This is a genomic window from Bradyrhizobium lablabi (assembly GCF_018131005.1).
GTDB classification, from domain to species: domain Bacteria; phylum Pseudomonadota; class Alphaproteobacteria; order Rhizobiales; family Xanthobacteraceae; genus Bradyrhizobium; species Bradyrhizobium lablabi_D.
Map to the genome: position 1 here is coordinate 636,455 of NZ_JAFCJK010000001.1, position 18,834 is coordinate 655,288.

The 18,834-nt window shown below is 62.6% G+C and carries 15 protein-coding genes; 7 read left to right on the plus strand and 8 right to left on the minus strand.

The window, feature by feature from the left end:
* Positions 1 to 96: 96 nt before the first annotated feature.
* The gene (locus JQ553_RS02980) at positions 97 to 972 is read right to left on the minus strand and encodes a DMT family transporter (protein WP_212498780.1); all 876 of its coding nucleotides are present in this window, start codon (positions 970 to 972) and stop codon (positions 97 to 99) included.
* 250 nt (positions 973 to 1,222) lie between these two features.
* Entirely contained in the window at positions 1,223 to 1,708 is a 486-nt protein-coding gene (locus tag JQ553_RS02985; protein ID WP_212498385.1) for a Fur family transcriptional regulator, read from the minus strand.
* Between the two features lie 149 nt (positions 1,709 to 1,857).
* Between JQ553_RS02985 and JQ553_RS02990 the strand changes: the two genes are divergently transcribed.
* From JQ553_RS02990 to JQ553_RS03010, 5 genes are all read left to right on the plus strand, one after another.
* The gene (locus JQ553_RS02990) at positions 1,858 to 2,337 is read left to right on the plus strand and encodes a MarR family winged helix-turn-helix transcriptional regulator (RefSeq protein ID WP_212498781.1); all 480 of its coding nucleotides are present in this window, start codon (positions 1,858 to 1,860) and stop codon (positions 2,335 to 2,337) included.
* On the plus strand, positions 2,330 to 3,496 hold the full coding sequence (locus JQ553_RS02995; protein WP_212498386.1) for an HlyD family secretion protein: 1,167 nt from the start codon (positions 2,330 to 2,332) through the stop codon (positions 3,494 to 3,496). Before JQ553_RS02990 ends, JQ553_RS02995 begins: the two co-directional genes overlap by 8 nt.
* Before the next feature lie 5 nt (positions 3,497 to 3,501).
* Positions 3,502 to 5,061, plus strand: coding sequence for a DHA2 family efflux MFS transporter permease subunit (locus JQ553_RS03000; RefSeq protein ID WP_212498387.1), 1,560 nt, complete (start codon positions 3,502 to 3,504; stop codon positions 5,059 to 5,061).
* 321 nt (positions 5,062 to 5,382) lie between these two features.
* Entirely contained in the window at positions 5,383 to 6,693 is a 1,311-nt protein-coding gene (locus JQ553_RS03005) for an ABC transporter substrate-binding protein (RefSeq protein WP_212498388.1), read from the plus strand.
* A 320-nt stretch (positions 6,694 to 7,013) separates the two neighbouring features.
* Positions 7,014 to 8,837, plus strand: a complete 1,824-nt coding sequence (locus JQ553_RS03010; RefSeq protein WP_212498389.1) for an acyltransferase family protein — start codon at positions 7,014 to 7,016, stop codon at positions 8,835 to 8,837.
* 85 nt (positions 8,838 to 8,922) lie between these two features.
* Here the strand turns inward: JQ553_RS03010 and JQ553_RS03015 are convergent, their stop codons facing one another.
* From JQ553_RS03015 to pcaF, 4 genes are all read right to left on the minus strand, one after another.
* The gene (locus tag JQ553_RS03015; protein WP_212498390.1) at positions 8,923 to 10,092 is read right to left on the minus strand and encodes a Gfo/Idh/MocA family protein; all 1,170 of its coding nucleotides are present in this window, start codon (positions 10,090 to 10,092) and stop codon (positions 8,923 to 8,925) included.
* Between the two features lie 131 nt (positions 10,093 to 10,223).
* Positions 10,224 to 10,829 (minus strand): protocatechuate 3,4-dioxygenase subunit alpha, encoded by a 606-nt coding sequence (gene pcaG, locus JQ553_RS03020; protein WP_212498391.1) that lies wholly within the window; start codon positions 10,827 to 10,829, stop codon positions 10,224 to 10,226.
* Entirely contained in the window at positions 10,830 to 11,531 is a 702-nt protein-coding gene (gene pcaH, locus JQ553_RS03025; RefSeq protein WP_212498392.1) for a protocatechuate 3,4-dioxygenase subunit beta, read from the minus strand.
* Positions 11,532 to 11,757: 226 nt separating this feature from the next.
* Positions 11,758 to 12,966: a 3-oxoadipyl-CoA thiolase gene (pcaF, locus tag JQ553_RS03030; RefSeq protein WP_212498393.1), complete on the minus strand. Its 1,209-nt coding sequence runs from the start codon at positions 12,964 to 12,966 to the stop codon at positions 11,758 to 11,760.
* A gap of 213 nt (positions 12,967 to 13,179) precedes the next feature.
* On the opposite strand from pcaF, the gene mutS reads away from it, so the two are divergent.
* A complete protein-coding gene (mutS, locus tag JQ553_RS03035) occupies positions 13,180 to 15,906 on the plus strand; it encodes a DNA mismatch repair protein MutS (protein ID WP_212498394.1) in 2,727 nt (908 codons plus the stop codon).
* Between the two features lie 266 nt (positions 15,907 to 16,172).
* Positions 16,173 to 16,721 (plus strand): cupin domain-containing protein, encoded by a 549-nt coding sequence (locus JQ553_RS03040; RefSeq protein ID WP_212498395.1) that lies wholly within the window; start codon positions 16,173 to 16,175, stop codon positions 16,719 to 16,721.
* Positions 16,722 to 16,809: 88 nt separating this feature from the next.
* Here the strand turns inward: JQ553_RS03040 and JQ553_RS03045 are convergent, their stop codons facing one another.
* Entirely contained in the window at positions 16,810 to 17,616 is an 807-nt protein-coding gene (locus JQ553_RS03045; protein ID WP_212498396.1) for a hypothetical protein, read from the minus strand.
* Between the two features lie 323 nt (positions 17,617 to 17,939).
* Positions 17,940 to 18,833 carry a LysR family transcriptional regulator gene (locus JQ553_RS03050; RefSeq protein WP_212498397.1) on the minus strand — a complete coding sequence of 298 codons (894 nt, stop codon included), beginning with the start codon at positions 18,831 to 18,833 and terminating at the stop codon, positions 17,940 to 17,942.
* Position 18,834: the final 1 nt, after the last annotated feature.

An 18,834-nucleotide genomic window follows, 5' to 3' on the forward strand; every position in this document is an offset into this window, starting at 1 on the left:
CCCCGTCCTGGCGAAAGCCGAGACGACCGTGAATTCATGGCGGTTCAATCCCAGAGAGCTAACAGGTCCGCAGGTCGGATTGGCCGCTTGGCAGCATCACGCCGGAACGTTCGGATCGGGCGTCACCTTCGGATCGGGCTTGTTGACCAGATAGAGCCCAACGATCACGAGCAGCGCTGCGGCGCCGAACACCGGCGTCAGCGTGTCGTGCATGATGAAGTAGGCGGCGACCACGCCGAACAGCGGCGTGATGAAGGTGAAGGCCGAAAGCCTGCTCGCCGAATAGCTCTTTACCATCGCAAACCAGATCACGAAGGTGCACCCCACGACCCAGACCGCCTGATAGGCGAGCAGCGAGATCGACAGCGCGCTCGGCATATGGGTGATCCTCTCGCCGAACAGCCATGACGCAAGCCCTAGGATCGGAATCGAGACCGCGACCTGATAGCCCAGAGCCTTTTCCGGCGCCGCCTTGCGCAAGTTGGTCCCCTTGGCGACCAGCGTGGTCGCCGCCCACAGCGCGCCGCCGCCGACCACCATGAGGTCGCCGAGCAGGACCTTTGCATCGACATCCGGTTGCGGCACGCCGATCGCCAGCGCGACGCCGGCAAAGCTCAGCGCCAGCCCGCTCCACTGCATCGCGCTCAAGCGCTCGCCAAGGAACTGATGCGAGCCGAGCGCGACGAAGAACGGCGCGGTGTAGAGGAACACCGCCGCACGCGAGGCCGAGGTGAAGACAAGGCCGGAAAAGATCAGCACGAATTCGACACCGAACATCAGCCCCGCGACCAGCCCGGGGCCGAGGGTGCCGTCCCGCACGACGAATTTCACGCCGCGCAGCCAGCCGACGATGATCATGACCGGCAACGCGCCGGCGGAACGGATCATCGCCTGCAGCATGGGCGGCACGTCGGGCAAGGCGAGCTTGACCGCGATCTGGTTGAAGCCCCAGCTCAGGCATAGCATCAGCATCAGCGCGATGGCGCGCGGGGGCAGTCCATGCCCGACGCTGACGGGCGGTGCTGAGTTGGTGGAGATTGCCTGGGTGGACATGTTTCCTCGCGGCCGGCTTGGCGCCGTGTTGCTCGTTATGGTTCGACTAGATTGACCCGTGATTGCGAGGGGCCAAGCGACGAAGCGATCTGCGTTTCAGCAAATGGCGAAATGGATTGCTTCGCTCCGCTCGCAACGACGGGGTGAGGATCTCGCATTCTTTTCCACATCATTTGCGACAATGGGCGCAGGTGCCCGCGATCTCGACGACGGAGAGTTTTGGGACGAAGCCCGACGCCCGCGCCGCCGCCGTCAGGCTTTGCGCGACGGGCGCCGCCGGAATCTCGCCGACCGAGCCGCAATGGTCGCAAATCAGGAACGCCACCATCGAGGTCTCGTCGTGATCGTGCGCACAGGCAAGGAAGGCGTTGCGGCTCTCGATGCGGTGGACGAGGCCGTTCGCCATCAGGAAGTCGAGCGCGCGGTAGACCGTGATCGGCGCCGGCCGCGGCATCGACTTGGCAAGCTCGTCGATCACTTCATAGGCGCCGAGCGGACGGTGACTGGACAACAGCGCCTGCAGCACCTGGCGGCGGATCGGGGTGAATTTCTGCGCCCGGCGCGCGCAGACCTGCTCGGCATGCGTCATCGCCTCGGCGGTGCAGCGCCCATGGTCGTGATCGGGGGCCGGAAATGTCGGCTTGGCCAAGCTCATTTGTCCCGCTTTTAGCACCTTGGCGTGGGTTCCCAAAGCCCGCCTCCAGCCATGTGCTCAATGCGGGGCTGCCTCCCGTTAATCTGCGGTGCGGAATTCGTAAGCAAGCTTATTATATCCCAAGCTTATTGAAAGGGGCTCGATTGGCCATGCGCGGTTCGGTGGATATGAACTTCCTGTTCACGCTCGGCGAGGTGTTCCGCCTGCTCCGCGTCTATGCGGACAAAGAGGCGGCGCGTTACGGCATAACCCGTGCGCAATGGGCTGTTCTCGCCAAGGTCGAACGTGCCGAAGGGTTGAAGCAGTCGGAACTCGCAGAGCAGATGGAGATGCAGCCGATCACACTGACGCGGCTGATCGACAAGCTCTGCGACAATGACTGGATCGAACGCCGCGGCGACGAGACCGACCGCCGCGTCAACCGCCTTTATCTGACGAAGGCCGCGCGACCGTTGCTCGGCAAGCTCGCCGGGCTTCGTTCCGAACTCACCGCGACCGCACTCGAGGGCATCAGTCCGGCCGATGCCCATCGCATGCTCTCGCAACTGGATTCGATCAAGGAAAACATTCGCAATGCCATCCAAGCTCCAGCTGGCCAATCTCTCCGAAAAGAGCAGCGCTATGGCTGATCCTGTCCTCAGATTCCCGCCCGAGCAGAAGGGCAATCAGGCGGCACCCGAGAAGCACGCTGCCGCGCCGCGCCGCCGCCTGATGGCGGGCATGCGGCGCTATCGCCGCGTTCTGTTGCTCGTCGTGTTGCCGCTGGTCGCGGCGGTCGCCGGCGTCGCGTTCTACGTGAACGGAGGCCGCTACGTGACCACCGACGATGCCTATGTCGGCGCTCAGAAGGTGATGGTCACGCCCGACATCTCCGGCAAGATCACCAAGGTCGTGGTCAAGGAGGGGCAACGGGTCAAGGAAGGCGACGAGCTGTTCGAGATCGATTCCGAGCCTTTCCAGCTCGCGCTCGATCAGGCCAGGGCCAACCTCGCACAGGCCAAGACGAGCTACGAGCAGCTCGTCGATAACATCAAGATTTACGGCCAGATGCTCGATCTCGCCAAGCAGGCCGTCGATCTGAAGCAACGGGACGTCGAGCGCAAGACCGCACTCGTCAACCAGAGGGTCGGCTCGCAGCTCGATCTCGACAACGCCTCGACCAGCTTCGTTACCGCCGGAGCGCAGGCACAATTCGTCAAGCAGCAGCTTTCAACCGCGAAGGCCCAACTGCTCGGCGATCCCGATCTGCCGCTTGAGAAATTCCCGCCCTACGCCCAGGCCAAGGCGGCCCTTGGCATTGCCCAGCGCAACCTCGACCACACCGTGCTGCGCGCGCCGATGGCCGGCGTCGCCACGCAGGTCGAGCAGATCCAGCTCGGCCGCTTCGTCGCGGCCGGTACGCCGGTGTTTTCGATCATCGATGTCGCCAGCCCGTGGGTCGACGCCAATCCGAAGGAAAGCGACTTCACTTACGTCGCGGTCGGCCAGCCGGTCGAGCTCGACGTCGACGCCTTCCCCAACCACGTATTCAAGGGCACGGTCGGTTCGCTCTCGCCCGGCACCGGCGCGCAATTCGCGATCCTGCCGCCGCAGAACGCCACCGGCAATTTCGTCAAGGTGGTTCAGCGGGTGCCGGTCCGCATCTACTTCGACAAGGACGACAAGTTCGTCTCCAAGCTGAAGGCCGGTATGAGCGTCTATGTGACCATTGACACCAACCACCGGCGCACGCTGGCCGGTCTGCTCGGGCTGGGCCCGGCCGCCGCCGCGGGCCAGGCCCAGGACTGAGCCTGATGACCGCTACGTCGCCAGCCGCCGTTCCCGGCCTGCGCCGGAACATGGTGACGATCTGCGCCATGACGGCGACGATCATGCAGGCGCTGGACACTACCATCGCCAACGTCGCACTGCCCTATATGCAGGGCTCGCTGTCGGCCTCGCAGGACCAGATCAACTGGGTCTTGACCTCCTACATCGTCGCGGCCGCGATCATGACCGCGCCCGTGGGCTGGATCGCCAACCGCTACGGCCGCAAGCGCGTCTTCATCATCTGTTCGGCCGGCTTCACCGTCGCCTCGGTGCTGTGCGGGCTCGCGCAGGACATCAACCAGATGGTGTTGTTTCGCCTGCTGCAGGGCGTGTTCGGCGCGGCGCTCGTGCCGCTATCGCAGGCCGTGATGCTCGACTCCTATGCACTGCACGAGCGCGCGAAAGCCATGTCGATCTGGGGCATGGGCGTGATGATGGGCCCGATCATGGGCCCCTCGCTCGGCGCCTGGCTGACCGAAACTTATTCCTGGCACTGGGTGTTCTTCGTCAATCTGCCGTTCGGCGCCATCACGGTCCTCGGCCTGATGATCTTCATGGACGAGACCAAGCCCAACCTCGAACTTCGCTTCGACTGGTTCGGCTTCACGGCGCTTGCGGTCGCGATCGGCTCGCTGCAGCTCGCGCTCGACCGCGGCGAGCAGCTCGGCTGGCTTGAGTCGAACGAGATCATCGCCGAATTCATCGTTTCGGCGATCGGTTTCTACTATTTCTTCGCCCATTCGCTGACGACGACGAAGCCGTTCATCCAGTTCGCACTGTTCAAGGACAAGAACTTCCTTGGCGGCTGCGTGTTCATGACTGTCATGGGCCTCGTACTGTACTCGACGATGGCGCTGTCCTCGCCTTATTTGCAGAACGTGATCGGCTATCCGATCATTACTGCCGGCCTGCTCTTGGCCGCCCGCGGCGTCGGCACCTTCGTCGCGATGATGCTGGTCGGTCGCTTGATGCGCTACATCGAGGCGCGGACGCTGATCATCGCAGGCCTCGCGCTGACCGCGGCATCGCTGTTCCAGATGACCGGCTGGACCGACATGACCCAGGCGCCGGAAATCATCGTCGTCAGCATCATCCAGGGCTTCGGCTTCGGCCTCGTCTTCGTGCCGCTGTCGACCGTAGCGTTCCTGACGCTGCCGAATCATCTGCGTACCGACGGCACCGCGATGCTGACCCTGATGCGCAACGTGGCAAGCTCGGTCGGCATCTCGATCGTGATCGCACAGCTCACCGAAGGATCGCGGCGCATCTACGCCAAGCTGTCGGAGCACATCAATCCGTTCAACCACGCGCTGCAGATGCCCGACGTTGCCGGGATGGTGAACCTCAACAGCGATGCCGGTCGCGCCATCGCCGACAAAATGGTGGCCGCCCAGTCGCAAATCATCGCGTTCGCGCACGACTACCAGCTCGTGATGCTGTTCATCGTCGCCTCGATCCCGCTTGCGATCATGATCGGCTCGACCAAGGCAACGCTGCGCGCCCAGGCCGCCGGGCCATCCGATCATGCGGCGGCGATCGAGTGAACCGCGGCCGATGCCGTCGCCCTCTTGCAAACGATCACTGGACCCGTCCTCCTGAGGAGCCTGCCGAGAGCAGGCGCCTCGAAGGACGCGCGGCCTCGCTGGTGGCCGTCGTGCTTCGAGACGGCCGCTCTGCGGCCTCCTCAGCATGACGGGGATGGATTTGATCGCGCGCCCCAAGGGCCGGGTCACTAGGATACACCCCCTACCAACGAGCGAGACGCCGCAGTCCCGTCCGCGTTGACTTTCCAGCCCCTTCTCCCCAATACTTGGCAAAAAAACAGAAAGATCGTCGCAAACGACGGATCACATGGGGAGGACGCGATGCCGACTTCACGCAGAACGCTGCTGAAGACTTCTGCGGCTGCCGCCGCTGCATTCAGCCTCGATTGGACACGCGCGCAGGCACAGGCCGAAACCGTGCGCATCGGCGTGATCTACGACCTGACCGGCCCATTTGCTGCGGGCGGTTCGGTTGCCTCGTCGATCGGCGCGCAGATCGCGATCGATCTCGTCAACGAGAAGGGCGGCATCGCCGGCAAGTACAAGATTGCCCCTGTCAACGCCGATTCCCAGAGCAAGCCCGACGTTGCCATCAACGAGGCCAATCGCCTGATCGACCAGGAAAAGATCGACATCATCAACGGCGTTTATGCGAGTTCGCACGCGGTCCCGCTGGCGGCCAAAGTCGAGCAGCAGAAGAAGATTCTCTGGATCACGACCGCGGTTTCCACGGCGGTGTTCAAGGACAAGAATCTGCAATACGTCTTCCGCGCGCAAATCCATTCCGACCAGTATGGCCAGGCCTTCGCAAGCTTCATCGCCGAACACGCCAAGGCCAAGCTTGGCATGGAGCCAAAAGACGTCAAGGTCGCGATCATCCACGAAGACGGCCCCTACGGGGTCGGCGTCGCTGCCGCCGACGAGGCTTATGCCAAGGAGGCTGGGCTGCAGGTCGTGTTCAAGGAGGGCTACTCGGCCTCCGCACCGGACCTTTCGGTGCTGGTGACCAAGCTCAAGCGCGCGAAGGCCGACGTGATCTCGCATGCCGGTTACAATCCTGACATCACCCTGTTCCTTCGCCAGGCGCGAGAGAGCGGGCTGAAATTCAAGATGCTGTTTGGCGCCGGCGCGGGCTACAGCCAGCTCGACAAGCTGCGCGCGACTTTTGGTCCCGACATCGACAATTTCTGCAACATCGATCCGGTCCCCGCACAACTGCTCGATCCCACCAAGCTCGCACCGGGGATCGGCGATCTCACCAAGACCATGGTCTCGCGCTATCAGGCCAAGACCAACGCGACCGACGTTCCGCCGCATTGCTCGATGGGCTTCAACCAGACATGGGTGCTGCTCAATAACGTGTTGCCGGTTGCCAAGGAAAAATACGGCGGCTTCGACCCCGAGGCCGTCCGCAAGGCCGCGCTCGACGTCGACATCCCGCCGGGCGGCACGATCCAGGGCTATGGCGTGAAGTTCTTCCGGCCGGGCACGCCGCTCTCCGGCCAGAACGAACGCTCGACCCCGGTCGTGATGCAGAACGCCGGCGAACACATCTCGGTGGTCTGGCCGACCAATATCAGAACGCAGGATCCGGTCTTCCCACTGCCGAAGGGCTCGACCTACGGGGCGTAGTTGCGCCGCATCGGGATAATGCTTCCTCACGCCGCTGTTGCAGGAAGAAAGGCTGGATTGCATCTGACGATGCAATCCAACCTCTCCGCGCAAGCGCGTTGCAGCGTCACCTGCCCGCCCCCGTCCGTCGCCCAATAGCTTGCGTAGTTCACGTTGGTCTTCTCGAAGGCATCGGCTGAAGCGTGCGTCAAGCGGATCCACGCGGATCAGACGACCAGCAATGCTGGCTTTGACTTTCGGCGACGGCTGGTTATACCCGCGGGGTCGCACCGAAAATCTCCAATCGAAGCAAATTGCCTGGAACAACCTGCAGGAACGCAATGCGTTTGCGCTACCGACCCGACATTGACGGCCTGAGAGCCGTCGCGGTGCTCGCAGTTATTGTCTTTCACACATTCCCCAAAGTGCTGCCGGGCGGGTTCGTCGGTGTCGACATATTTTTCGTCATCTCGGGATATCTCATCACTCAAATTATCCTTGAAGGGATGGATTCTGGCAGCTTCACTGCCTCGTCGTTCTACGCTCGGCGCGTGCGACGCATTTTCCCGGCATTGATCGTTGTTCTGATTGCGACGTTTGTCCTCGGCTGGAATTACCTTTTGCCCTTGGAGCTCACGTCACTTGGAAAGAACATCGTTGCGAGCGCAGCGTTTTCCGCAAACCTGATGTTGCTTTCGGAGGTCGGCTATTTCGATGTGGCCGCGCATTTGAAACCGCTCCTGCACCTTTGGTCGCTTGGCATCGAGGAACAGTTTTACCTCGCTTGGCCGATCCTGCTTTGGCTGTTGCCGCGCAACCGTCTCCTGCTGTCAACTGCGATCATTCTCGGTGCGTCGTTTCTGCTCAATGTCGCGATGCTTCCGCACTATCCATCCGCGACCTTCTATCTTCCCTTCACGCGGGCATGGGAATTGATGACCGGTGCAGCGATCGCGCAAGCTGCGATCAAGGATCCGCGTCACGATGACCTGTTCGCCGCTGTCGGAATCGCCGCCATCGCTCTATCGCTGTTCTTGATAAACGAAAAAACGCCGTTTCCCGGATGGGCTGCGGCTGTTCCGGTGGCCGGGACGGCACTGCTTATTATGGCCGAGGGCAGCTTTCTCAATCGCTGGGTGCTATCAAGCCACGCCGCAGTCAATGTTGGCGTCATCAGCTATCCCCTCTACCTTTGGCACTGGCCATTGCTGGTGTTTGCCGAATTGATCAAATTCAAGCGGCTCACCGACCTGGAACGCGGACTGGTCATTGCGCTCACGTTTTTCTTGGCGTGGCTGACATACAAATTCGTTGAGCGGCCGATCAGATTCGGTCGCATTCGGTTTACGAAGCCATTGATTGCCGGCATGGCTGCGCTTGGGGCAGCGGCCTTGGTACCTGCCCTAGGGCATGGTCCGGCTCTTCCTGACCGCATCAGCAAAATGATAACGGTGCTCGATCCGACCGAAGGATTGCGCGTAGGGGAATGCATGCTCTTGGATGGTGCTAAAGTCGGTTTCTCTCCGAATTGCGTCGATGAAAAACGTCCACTCATAGCGATATGGGGCGATTCGACCGCCTCTACCCTTGTCCCGGGCTTTCGCGATCTTCAAGCCACGCGGAATTTCGGGATTGCCCAATTCACCGTGAGCTCTTGTCCTCCACTTCTAATTCGGTCCGGTTCGATGACCGAGTTTTGCCTGGAGGAAAATCGGAAAATTGTTGATCTAATACGTAGCAATTCTCCGGATATCGTGGTGCTCCACGCTTTTTGGGATGCGAATGACAGGATCGAAAATCTGAGGCCAACCATCGAAGCGCTTCGCGCCCTGAATATTGGACGCATCGTCATTCTGGGTCCCGTCCCGGTTTGGACAGGCGGTTTGCCGGCCGTCGTTGCGACCTACTTTCGCCGGTCGGGCGAAGTCATACCCGAGAGAACTTGGCAATACGTGGATAAGGCTTCAGGCGACTCCAATATGCGCAATATAGCCTCGTCCCTGGGAGTCGACTACATTTCAGCGCGCGATGCGCTTTGTGACAATCGCGGCTGCGTTACTCGGATAGGCGAGTCGTTGGCCGCAAGAGACATCATCCATTTGACACCAACCGGATCGAACTTTCTCATAAAGGCAATTGCGCCAGAGCTGGGCATTGCACATTGATTATTTGGCAAAAACGGATCGACGGCGCTTGGCGATCTTATGGACTTTCCGAAGTCGCTCCGGCAGGCGAGCAATGGGTTCGCGGTTAGAACATCACCCGCCGGCCCTCGTCCGCTGACCAATAGCCGGCGTAATTCACCTTCGTCGTCTCGAAGGCGAGCGCGAGATCGGCGAGCGGCTGGCGGCCGGTTGCGACGCATTCCATGAAATCCTGGATCTCCTGCAGGTAGCCGCGCGTCCATTCCTCCTCGAGACAGACATACTGCCAGCCGGTTTTGCGATCGACCTTCTCGGTGATGTAGATGGAAGCGAGCTTCTCCTCGCTGGTTTGGTAGCTCATCAGGTGCGTGTTCGGCGTGATGTTGGCAAACAGCGATCCGCCGCTGGTGTACGCCTCGATCAGATTGCGCACGCCGCCCATGATCATGTCGCCCGAAAACACCGTCGCTTTGGTGCCGTCGGAGAAGGTCATGGTCAGTGTGCCCCAATCTTCGACATCGATCGGATTGGCCTTGATATAGGCGCGCTCCTCCGGCCCGAGAGTTGCCGTGACATTGCCGACATCGCAGGTCACGCTCGCAACAGCGATGGTTTCGCCGCGCGCGCGGGCCTCGACCTGCTTGAGATAGAGCACCGCCGACAGCGGATGGCAGCCCATCCGGATCAGCGAGCCGCCGCCGGTCATCGCCCATTGCGCGGCATGAGCCGCATGCGAGCCCGAATGGCTCTCCTCGCCCTTCATGAACAGGATCTTGTCTTTGGTGGTGCGAATGATCTCCGCGGTCTTCGTCACCGCCGGCGCGTAGATCCAGTCCTCGGCATACATGAAGAGCCGGCCGGTCGTCTCCATGGCCGCACGGGACTTTTCCATCTCCTCCATCACGCGCCGATACATCAGCGCCTTCGGCACGTGCCTGCCGATCGGCTGCTTGTCGCCGTCGCGGCCGAAATAGCCGGTGAACGGCTTCTCGCAGATTACGTGCTTGCCGGCCTGCATTGCCTCGACGATCATCACGGCATGGAGATTGGGCGGCGTGCAGATGTCGATGACATCGAGCTCACGATCGGCGATCAGTTCGGCAAAGCTGCGATAGGCGTTCGGGATCGCGTGCCTGCGGGCGAATTCGATGACGTGATCGCCTCGCGCCGCGACCGCGCGGACTTCGACATCGACGCCATAGACGCGCCTGTAGGCATACATGTGCAGCTCCGCCACGAAGCCGCAGCCTGCCAGGCCGACCCTGATTTTCGCCATTGTGGATGTCTCCGCACCTCAGGCCGGCGCAGCGTAACGCTTCGCCATGACACCGTCGAATGCATTTCCCACGGCCGCCGGCGGCGATGCCGCCGGTGAGGAAACACTCGCTCGTCATTCCTCAACGTACGTCAAACGTCGAAGAACACCGTCTCGTTGTCGCCCTGCAGATGGATGTCGAGCGTATAGACCGCGTTGCCCGAGTCCGCCTTGCGCCTGGCGATCAGGGTCGCGCGGCGATCGGCCGGCACCAGCGCCAACACGGGATCGCTGGCATTCGACGCCTCGTCGTCGAAATAGATCCGCGTGTAGAGGTGCAGCAGCATGCCGCGCGCGAACACCGCGAGCACGATATGCGGCGCCTGCGGCTTGCCGTCGGGGTCCGCGACCTGGCCCGGCTTGATGGTGTCGAAGGCGTAGCCGCCGCCTGCATCGGTGCCGACGCGGCCGAACCCCTTGAACGAGCTGTTGGGCAGCGCACGCTTGTCCTGCGGATCGCAGAAGCGGCCCTGAGCGTCCGCCTGCCAGATCTCCAACATGCTGTCGGGGACCACGGCGCCGTCGCCGTCATAAACCTTGCCTTCGACGCGGATGCGCTCACCCGAAGTATCCGGCGTGACCAAATTGTTGGTGAAGGCGTCGTTCCAGGCGTATTCGCCATTCGGCGTCAGGCCGTATTTGAAATAGGGACCGACGGTCTGCGACGGCGTTACTCCATCAGGACGTTGGTGCGACACTTACTTGGTCTCCATCGGCGTGGCGTAGCGCCCGCGCAGCACGATATCAAAGCGGTAGCAGAGCGCCCATTCCGGCTTGGTGTTCTCGAGATCAAAGGACGAGATCATCCGCGCGCGCGCCTTCTCGTCCGTCACCGAGTTGAAGATCGGATCGAACGGAAACAGCGGATCGCCCGGGAAATACATCTGCGTGACAAGACGCGAGATGAAGGAGTGGCCGAACACCGAGAAGTGGATGTGCGCGGGCCGCCAGGCGTTGTGGTGATTGCCCCACGGATAGGCGCCCGGCTTGATGGTGATGAACTTGTAATAGCCCGTGGCATCGCTCTGGGTGCGGCCGGCGCCGGTGAAGTTCGGATCGAGCGGCGCAGGATGCTGGTCGACGACATGGATGTAGCGGCCGCAGGCATTGGCCTGCCACAACTCGACCAGCACGTTCGGCACGCCGCGGCCGTCCTCATCCAGCACATGGCCGTGCACGATGATGCGCTCGCCGAGGGGCTCGCTCTTGTGCTGGATGGTGAGATCGTTGTCGTGCTCGCGCACGGTCTCATGACCATAGACCGGACCGGTGAGTTCGGAGAGCGTGTGCCGCATCGGGATCAGGGGCTTGGTCGGCGCCCGCTTCAGCGTCGAGCGATAGGCCGGCGAGAGCCGCGCCGGATGCGCCGCAAGCGACTGCAGCGGATATTGCAAGGTCATGGCGAATTCCTCCTCGATCATGATGCGGTTGGAGGCAATCGCATCATGATCTCATCTCTTTGACTGAGCATGATCTCAGCGCAAACGCTACGCGCTTGTCGCGCGGGAAAACCCGCTTCCATTTTTCCGGATCATGCTCGGCCACGCGCCGGTCAGCCGTCGCAGATCATTATAGGACATAACTAATCCGGGGAAGGGCTGTTTTCAGCCCTTCCAGGTTATTGTTTTAGTTCAGTTTTTCGATCGCAACCGCGACACCCTGCCCGACACCGACGCACATGGTTGCCAAGGCAAGCTTACCGCCCCGCTTCTCCAACCCATGCACCGCGGTCAGCGCGAGCCGCGCACCGCTCATTCCGAGCGGATGGCCGAGCGCGATGGCGCCGCCATGCGGATTGACGAAATCGGCGTCTTCCTTGACGCTCAACTGGCGCAGGCAGGCGATGCCCTGCGAAGCAAAGGCTTCATTGAGCTCGATCAGGTCGAAATCCGACACCTTGATGCCGAGACGCTCGACGAGCTTACGGGTGGCCGGCACCGGTCCGATGCCCATGATGCGCGGCGGCACCGCGGCCGACGCAAGCCCGAGGATCTTTGCCCGCGGCGTCAGGCCGTGCTTCTTCACCGCACCCTCGGACGCCAGGATCAGCGCGGCGGCGCCGTCATTGACGCCGGACGCGTTGCCTGCGGTGACCGTGCCCGGATTGCGCACAATCGGCTTCAGCTTCGCCAGCCCTTCGAGCGTGGTCTCGGGACGGGGATGCTCGTCCTTGTCGACGGTGATGGGACCGGCCTTGCCACCGGGCACCTGGACCGGGGTGATCTCCTCGGCGAAATAGCCCGATGCGATCGCGGCACCCGCGCGCTGCTGCGAGCGGATCGCGAACGCGTCCTGATCGGCGCGCGAGACCTGGAACTCCTCGGCGACGTTCTCGCCAGTCTCCGGCATCGCATCGACGCCATACTGCGCCTTCATCAGCGGATTGATGAAGCGCCAGCCGATCGTGGTGTCGTAAATGTCGGCCGACCGTGAAAACGCCTCCGCCGCCTTGCCCATCACGAACGGCGCGCGCGTCATCGATTCGACGCCGCCGGCAATCGCGAAATCGATCTCGCCCGAGCGGATGGCGCGGCCCGCCGCGCCCACCGCATCGAGACCGGAGGCGCAAAGGCGGTTCAAGGTCTGGCCGGGAACCGAATCGGGGAGGCCCGCAAGTAACAGCGCCATGCGCGCGACGTTGCGGTTGTCCTCGCCGGCCTGGTTGGCGCAGCCGAAAAAGACTTCGTCGACCTGCGACCAGTCGAGGTTCGGGTGCTTCGCCATCAATGCCTTGATCGGGGTGGCGGCGAGGTCGTCGGTGCGCACCTTGGCGAGCGCGCCGCCGAAGCGGCCGATCGGGGTCCGGACGGCATCGCAAATGAACACATCACGCATTGAATCTCTCCCTGAATGCCGTGCTTTAGGCGCTGGATGGCTGAACTTGGCGTGAGTTTTAGGAGCGTGCCTGTCACAGGTCAATCGACGGTAACACGCGCCAAGCGCGCGTTACGGGGAGGTCTTGTCCTATCTTGAGGCCGTGGAGAGGGTGGAAAACCCCGCGCACTTGGATAGGACCGGGCGGCGAAATTCTGTAGTTTCCGCCACCTGATGACCATCCAGCAATCCATCCCTGTTCCGCCTGAACCTGCCTCCGCTGCCGAGACGCCGTCGCGCGTCACGCCGATGATGGAACAGTACCTCGAAATAAAGGCGGCCCACCCCGGCCTCCTGCTGTTCTACCGGATGGGTGATTTCTACGAGCTGTTCTTCGAGGATGCCGAGATCGCCTCGAAAGCGCTCGGCATCGTGCTCACCAAGCGCGGCAAGCATCAGGGCATGGACATCCCGATGTGCGGCGTACCGGTCGAGCGGTCGGAGGATTACCTGCACCGCCTGATCGGCGCCGGCCATCGTGTCGCGGTGTGCGAGCAGACCGAGGATCCGGCCGCGGCGCGCGCCCGCGGCAACAAGAGCGTGGTCCGCCGAGGTGTGGTGCGGCTGGTGACGCCGGGCACGCTGACCGAAGATACGCTCCTTGACGCCCGCACCAACAATTATCTGCTGGCGATCGCGCGCGCGCGGGGCTCGGCCGGCGCCGACCGGCTCGGCCTTGCCTGGATCGACATCTCGACCTCCGAATTCATGGTAACGGAGTGCTCGACCGCGGAGCTCGCGGCGACGCTTGCCCGCATCAATCCGAACGAGGCCATCGTCACCGATGCGCTCTATGGCGACGGCGAACTCGCGCCCATCCTGCGCGAATTGCCGGCGGTGACGCCGCTGACCCGCGACGTGTTCGACAGCGCCACGGCCGAACGGCGGCTGTGCGATTATTTCGCGGTTGCGACCATGGACGGCCTGTCGGCGATGTCGCGGCTGGAAGCAACCGCCGCTGCCGCCGCGGTGACCTATATCGACCGCACCCAGGTCGGCAAACGTCCGCCCCTGTCACCGCCGGCGCGCGAGGCAGCCGGCACCACGATGGCGATCGATCCGGCGACCCGCGCCAATCTCGAACTGACGCGCACCCTCGCCGGCGAGCGCCGCGGCTCGCTGCTCGATGCGATCGATTGCACGGTCACCGCCGCGGGCTCGCGGCTGCTGGCGCAGCGTCTCGCCGCACCGCTGACCGATAGCGCGGCGATCGCGCGACGGCTCGATGCAGTCTCGGCCTTCGTCGGCGACAGCGCCGCACGCGAGGACATCCGCACCGTGCTGCGCGCCGCACCCGACATGTCGCGGGCGCTGGCGCGGTTGTCGGTCGGCCGCGGCGGCCCGCGCGACCTCGCAGGATTACGCGACGGCATCCTTGCCGCCGACCAGGCGCTCGACCTGCTGGCGCAGCTCGAAAGCCCGCCGGCGGAAGTCATGGCCGTCATGGCGGCACTGCGCCGGCCATCGCGCGATCTGGCGCGCGAATTCGCCCGCGCGCTGTCCGAGCAACTGCCGCTGATCAAGCGCGACGGCGGCTTCGTCCGCGAAGGCTATGAAGCCGCGCTCGACGAGAGCCGCAATTTGCGCGACGCCTCGCGCCTCGTCGTCGCCGCGATGCAGGCGCGCTATGCCGAGGACACCGGCATCAAATCCCTGAAGATCCGGCACAACAATGTGCTCGGCTATTTCGTCGAGGTGACTGCGCAGCACGGCGACAAATTGATGGCGCCGCCGCTGAATGCGACCTTCATCCATCGCCAGACGCTTGCCGGGCAAATCCGCTTCACCACCGCGGAACTCGGCGAGATCGAGGCCAAGATTGCCAACGCCGGCGAGCGCGCGCTCAACCTCGAGATCGAGATCTTCGAGCGGCTGAGCGCGATGGCGCTTGCCGCCGGCGACGATTTGCGTAACGCCGCGCATGCATTTGCGATGCTCGATGTCGCGACCGCTCTGGCGAAGCTTGCGGTCGACGACCATTACGCGCGACCCGAGGTCGATAGCTCGCTCGGCTTTGCGATCGAGGGCGGGCGGCATCCGGTGGTCGAGCAGGCGCTAAGGCGGGACGGGCAACCGTTCATCGCCAATGCCTGCGATCTCTCTCCGACGCCCGGGCAGAAATCCGGCCAGCTCTGGCTGATCACCGGCCCCAACATGGCCGGCAAATCGACCTTCCTGCGCCAGAACGCACTGATCGCGCTGCTGGCGCAGATCGGCTCCTACGTGCCGGCATCGCGCGCACGGCTCGGCATCGTCGACCGCCTGTTCTCGCGCGTCGGCGCAGCCGATGATCTCGCACGGGGGCGCTCGACGTTCATGGTCGAGATGGTCGAAACCGCTGTCATCCTGAATCAGGCGAGCGAGCGGTCGCTCGTCATCCTCGACGAGATTGGACGAGGCACGGCAACCTTCGATGGCCTCTCGATCGCCTGGGCCGCGATCGAGCATCTGCATGAAAACAACCGCTGCCGCACCCTGTTCGCCACCCACTATCATGAGCTGACCGCGCTTTCCGCAAAACTGGCACGGATGTTCAACGCCACCGTGCGCGTGAAGGAATGGCAGGGCGACGTCGTGTTCCTGCACGAGGTGCTGCCGGGTTCGGCCGACCGCTCCTATGGCATCCAGGTCGCGAAGCTCGCGGGGCTGCCACCCGCCGTCATCGCGCGCGCCAAATCCGTGCTGGCCAAACTGGAAGCACAAGACCGCGGCCAGACCGCACGCGCGCTGGTCGATGATCTCCCGCTCTTCGCCGTCCCCTCCCGCGCGACGGCGGACGCCCCGCCGAGCGAGACCGAGCTGTTGATGGAAGCGGTGAAAGCGCTGCATCCGGACGAAATGTCGCCGCGCGAAGCGCTGGAGGCGCTTTATGCGCTGAAGGCGAAGCTGCCGAAGCAGTGAGAGTGCCTGCCGTCGGCAGGATGCGGCAGCGAGTGCAACCCACCACCTCTTTCTCTACGTCGATGTGATGGTTTGCGCCTTGTCAACCCACTTTACGCTTTCTGCTTCTCCGCTTCTGATTCTCAAGAGCGGCAAGTCATCCCGATATCGCGACCTTCTCGTTTCGAACGAGTGCCGAGTTTCGTTTGTAACCAAAAATCCAAAATCTGAAACTGTTATGCAGCGGAACTTTGCAATGCAGGAAAGTTGAAGAAAGGTGGATTGCGATGAGCGACGCGGCGAGACGGCAACAGCCACGGGCCTACAAGAGGGCGCCCGCGTTGAGCAATTCGACGTGGTACAAGGGCATTCTCATAAGCCAGTTAGCCGGAACCGCAGACAACAACGGGGCATTCGATATCAGTCTTGGCAGGATGAGGCGAGGTACCGAGCCGCCGCCTCATGTCCACTCGCGAGAAGACGAGTTCTTCTACCTGCTCGCGGGTGAAATGAACGTTTATGCAGACGGCGAAGTCTTTCATATGACCGCCGGAGAATGCATGTTTCTTCCGCGTCTAAAGCCGCATGCGTTTTTAGTTGTGTCTGAGGAAATACACATCATCGTCCTCCTTACGCCCGGTGGCTTCCTGGACGCCGTCAACAAGATGAATGCGCCGGCCGAGCGGATGGAGGTGCCCAACGATTCCGATGTTGCTACCTATGCGAATGTCGACCTCACAGAAACGATCAAGATATTTAAGCGGATTGGACTGCGATTACTGACTCCGGACGAGATCCACGCCGAAATGCCCGAATATCCCACCTCGCACGGCTAGCCAGACCTATCTCTCACGAAGTTGGCCTCACCCCAGATCTCGACGCGACAACAAAACACTTCCCGGAAACCAGATCCCGCTTTTTGGTTCATGCTCTAAGTCCGCGTCGCTTCCTTCTTCCGTTCCACCACAGCGTCAGATTCCAGCAGATGCAGGTGGCGAGCGCCAGGCTCAGGCCGATCGCCGAGCCGAATTGCAGCACCGCGATGTGCATGACTGCGATCGCAAGCCCAAATCCCATCAGGCCCCAGGCACCGTTGGCGATGACGGCCGCGGTCGGCGGCCCGCCAATGCGCGGATGCAGAATGAGCATCATCGAGGTGAACACGATCGGAAACAGCGCCATCACGCCACTGACGCGCGGGCCGACCCAGCCCGACGTCGTCACCACGACTGCAACCAGCGTCGCGACGAGCGAAGCGCGCAGCGGGATGTCGTACCAGCGGCGGGTAATCAGCGGCATCTTTGCGACGTGCCGATACGGCCTGAGCAGCGGGATGCAGATCGCGAAGGTGATGGCGTTGACGATCAACCCCGCGATGAGCGTCCACTGGAACTGGCGCATGATGGAGGCGATCACGAGCCATGCCGCAATCGCCGATCCGGCACTTACCAATCCGCTGAATCGTTGTGCCAGCACGGCATAGGTGAGGCCCATATAAATCGTCGCAGCGTTGACCGGCAGGCTCGCCAGCGCGCCCTCCGCGATGAAGGCGGCGTCATGATCGAGCGCCAAGAATGTGTAGGATGGCCCCGCCGAGATCGGCAGCGTGGCGACCAGCGCGCCGATCACCGGGCCTGAACGCTCCGTAATGATCGATGCACTCACCACGAACGCCGCCGTGATGGCCATGCGTAGCACGAGCGTGAGAAGAAAGATGAGTTCGGGGGACATCGTTGCCTTGTAACTTTCCCCTGAAGGGGGACATTTTGCAATAGGCGATATCGCTTCGATGCTCGTAAGCCGCTGAAACTGCAAAACGATTATCTGTGACCTTCTCAGGTCGGTTGTGATAGTACGCGGCCGCCTCCGGAGTTCTAGGATCTCTCGTCGGCGAGACGGGACTTCCGATTCTCGCGCTTGATTTCGCTGGCGTCGCACGGTGGTGGACACCCCTCACAGCAGAGAGTGCGTTCGAGCGACAGCCGAATGCGGGTTGTCGCAATCAACAAAGCGCCGACGGCCGCGTTTGCGAATCGCTTGCGGCAAGTCAATCGTCACGCCTGATGACTTACGTTCCCATAACCCCGGCAAACCTCGATGAAGGCCTGTACGACCGGTGAGTTGCGCGCTGAGCGATAGGCCAGGGCGAGTTCGACCTTGCGGTCGTAGTTCGAAATCTCGCTGTAACGGACATTGGGCATGGCGAGCGCGCGCAACGATTCGGGCACGAGCGCGATCCCGCAACCTGCGCCGACCAGAGTGATGGCCGACAGGAAGTCGCGCACCTGGACGACCCGCTCGGGTGTGGGACCGCCGGCTGCAACGAAGTCGGCGGCATGCTCGGCGAAGCCGCCGGACTTCGGCACCACAAAGGTCTCGTCGGCGAGCGCGCGGATCTCGGGGTCGGCCGACCGCGGATGCCCGACCGGCAGCGCCAACAGCAGCTTTTCGGTGCGCAGCACCTCGACCACGACGCCCTCGGGATAATTCGGACGCGGCCTGATGAAGCCCACGTCCAGCTTGCCCTCCGCGATGGCCGCGAGCTGCTGAAACGTTTCCATCTCAGAGATCCGCAGGACGATGCCAGGGCGCTCCTCGCGGAAGGTCAACATCGCGAGCGAGAGCAGGCCGGAGAAAGCGACCGAGGCGACGTAGCCGATCTCGACGTGGCCGAGCATGCCGCGCCCGGCGAGGCGGCCGACGGATTCTGCGATATCAATTTGCCGCAGCGCATTTCGCGCCTCGGTCAGGAAGAGCTGACCGGCGTCGGTCAGAGTCACTGAGGACCGCTTGCTTCGGCCCAGCAGCCTTACGCCTAACTGGGCTTCAAGTTGCTTTACTTGAGTGCTGAGGGCCGACTGGGCGACGTGCAGGTGGTCTGCCGCCTTCGTGAAATGCAGATATTCCGCGACAGCCACGAAATAGCGAAGTTGCCGGACATCGAGCATT